This is a genomic window from Neisseria sp. P0022.S010 (assembly GCF_051956635.1).
Map to the genome: position 1 here is coordinate 1 of NZ_JBQCXF010000361.1, position 3,048 is coordinate 3,048.

General features: G+C 55.4%; 2 protein-coding genes. Both read right to left on the reverse strand.

Features of this window, described 5'->3' with window-relative positions:
* Positions 1-2,085, reverse strand: a 2,085-nt coding sequence (gene uvrA, locus ACTHUT_RS16730; protein ID WP_440419124.1) for an excinuclease ABC subunit UvrA, incomplete at its 3' end; no start/stop codon positions are given.
* 145 nt (positions 2,086-2,230) lie between these two features.
* The coding region (gene rfbD / locus ACTHUT_RS16735) for a dTDP-4-dehydrorhamnose reductase (RefSeq protein WP_440419126.1) at positions 2,231-3,048 on the reverse strand (818 nt) is incomplete at its 5' end.

The following is a 3,048-nucleotide window of genomic DNA, read 5'->3' on the forward strand; positions in this document are numbered from 1 at the left end:
GTTGATGACTTTGTCGAGGTGTTCGAGGCCGCGGATGTCATCGTATGGGGCGGGTTCTTCTTGGGCGCGGTTAAGTTCGCGGGCGGTGATTTTGGCGAGGGTGTCGTTAATCAGGGTGGATTTGCCGCTGCCGGATACGCCGGTAATGCAGGTAATCAGACCGAGTGGCAATTCGAGGGTGACGTTTTTGAGATTGTTGCCGCGCGCGCCTTTGAGGACGAGCATTCGGTCGGGATTGACGGGCGTGCGTTCAGACGGCACGACAATGGATTTTTTGCCGCTGAGGTATTGTCCGGTAACGGAGTTTTCGCATTTGGCGACGTTTTCGGGCGTGTCGGCAATCAATACGTTGCCGCCGTGTTCGCCTGCGCCGGGGCCCATATCGACGACGAAATCGGCTTCGCGGATGGCGTCTTCGTCGTGTTCGACCACAATCACGCTGTTGCCCAAATCACGCAGGCGTTTGAGTGTGGCGAGCAGGCGGTCGTTGTCGCGCTGGTGCAGGCCGATGGAGGGTTCGTCCAAAACGTACATCACGCCGGTCAGGCCGCTGCCGATTTGGCTGGCGAGGCGGATGCGTTGGGCTTCGCCGCCGGAGAGTGTTTCGGCGGAGCGGGAGAGATTGAGGTAATCCAGCCCGACGTTAATCAGGAAGCCGAGCCGTTCGGTGATTTCTTTGAGGATTTTTTCGGCGATTTGTTTTTTGTTGCCGTCCAAATCCAGCGTTTCAAAGAATTGGTGGGTTTTGGTCAGCGGCCAGGCGGAAACTTCGTGCAACGGTTCGCCGCTGACGTAAACGTAGCGTGCTTCTTTGCGCAAACGTGCGCCGCCGCAGCTCGGGCAGGCGCGGTGGTTTTGGTATTCGCGCAGTTTTTCGCGCACGGTTTCGCTGTCGGTTTCGCGGTAGCGGCGTTCGAGATTGGGGATGATGCCCTCGAAGGCGTGGCTGCGGTTGAAGGTGGTGCCGCGTTCGGACAGGTATGTGAAATCAATGACTTCTTTGCCTGAGCCGTGCAGCACGACTTTTTTCACTTTTTCAGGCAGCGTTTCCCAAGCAGCCTGCACATCGAAACCGTAATGCCGCGCCAGCGACTGAATCATTTGGAAATAGAACTGGTTGCGCTTGTCCCAGCCGTCAATCGCGCCCGTTGCCAGCGACAATTCGGGATGGGCGACTACTTTTTCGGGGTCGAAGAAATTGGTGTTGCCCAAGCCGTCGCAAGTCGGGCAGGAACCCATCGGGTTGTTGAACGAAAAGAGGCGCGGCTCCAATTCGGGCAGGCTGTACGAACACACGGGGCAGGCGAAACGCGCGGAGAACCAATGTTCTTCGCCGCTGTCCATCTCCATCGCCAGCGCGCGCTCGTTGCCGTGGCGCAGCGCGGTTTCAAAACTTTCCGCCAGCCGCTGCTTGATGTCCGCCTTCACTTTCACGCGGTCGATGACCACGTCGATATTGTGCTTGATGTTTTTTTCCAGCTTAGGCACTTCGTCAAGCTGATAGACCTCGCCGTCCACGCGCACCCGCGCAAAACCCTGCGCCTGCAAGTCGGCAAAGAAATCGACAAACTCGCCCTTACGCTCGCGCACCGCCGGCGCCAAAATCATCACGCGCGTGTCTTCCGGCAGCTTCAACACAGCATCGACCATCTGCGACACGGTCTGGCTCGACAACGGCAGATTGTGTTCGGGGCAATACGGCGTGCCGACGCGGGCGTACAAAAGACGCAGGTAATCGTGGATTTCCGTAACCGTGCCGACGGTGGAACGCGGATTGTGGCTGGTGGATTTCTGCTCGATGGAAATCGCGGGCGACAGGCCTTCGATCAAATCGACATCGGGTTTGTCCATCATCTGCAAAAATTGACGGGCATAGGCAGAAAGGCTCTCGACATAACGCCGCTGCCCTTCGGCATACAGCGTGTCAAACGCCAGCGACGACTTGCCGCTGCCCGACAGCCCTGTTACTACCACCAGCTTGTGGCGCGGAATGTCCAAATCGACGTTTTTCAAATTATGCGTGCGCGCGCCGCGGATGCGGATGGTGTCGTTGTCGTGTGAATGTTTGGGATGATGGTTGCACATGGTGTCAGGCCGTCTGAAAAATAAACGGCTATTGTAGCACTTTTCAAATGACAGACTGGATAGATAAAGCATTTGATATAAAAGAAACAAAGAGGCCGTCTGAAAATATGTTTTCAGACGGCCTTGATATAGATGGATCAGCTTATCAGTCGATTGTGCGGAGAATTTCGCGCAGGGCTTTTTGCCAGTCGGACGGTTTGATACCAAACTTGGTCTCTAGGCGTGAGCAATCCATAATGCTGTATGCCGGACGCGGAGCGGGCAGGGGGTATTGATCGGTGGTGATTGCGTTCAGTTCAGGAATGCGGAAGCTGTCGTCTAATTGGTGGGCCGTCTGAAAGATGGCTTTGGTAAATTCGTACCATGTTGCCGATTTATTGCCACAGTAATGGAAGATACCGCGTGGGGAAGTAGGCTGTTGCAATAAACTGATGATGGCATGAGCCAAGTCACCTGCATAAGTCGGGCAACCGGTTTGGTCATGAACGATGGAGAGGGAGTCACGCTCTTTAGCAAGGCGCAACATGGTTTTGACGAAATTGCTGCCGTATTCGCTAAACAGCCATGAAGTACGGACGATTGTACTTTCCGGATGCGCGGCTAAAGCCAAAAGCTCGCCTGCAACTTTGGATTGACCGTAAGTGCTGCGCGGATTGGTGTAGTCGGTTTCGCGGTAAGGGCGTTTGCCTTCGCCGTCGAATACATAATCAGTGGAAATATGAATAAAGCGCGCGTGTGCGGCGCGGGCGGCTGCGGCCAGGTTGTGAACAGCGGTTGCGTTGACGGCAAAAGCAGCCTCTGCGTTTTCTTCTGCTTTATCGACGGCAGTGTAAGCCGCGGCATTAACGATGGCATCTGGTTGGAAGTTTTTGATCATGTGATGCACGGCTTCGGTATCGGTAATGTCCAGCGAAGTAGAGTCGGTAGCAATCAGTTCCCAATCTTCGGGCAGGCGGTCGCGCA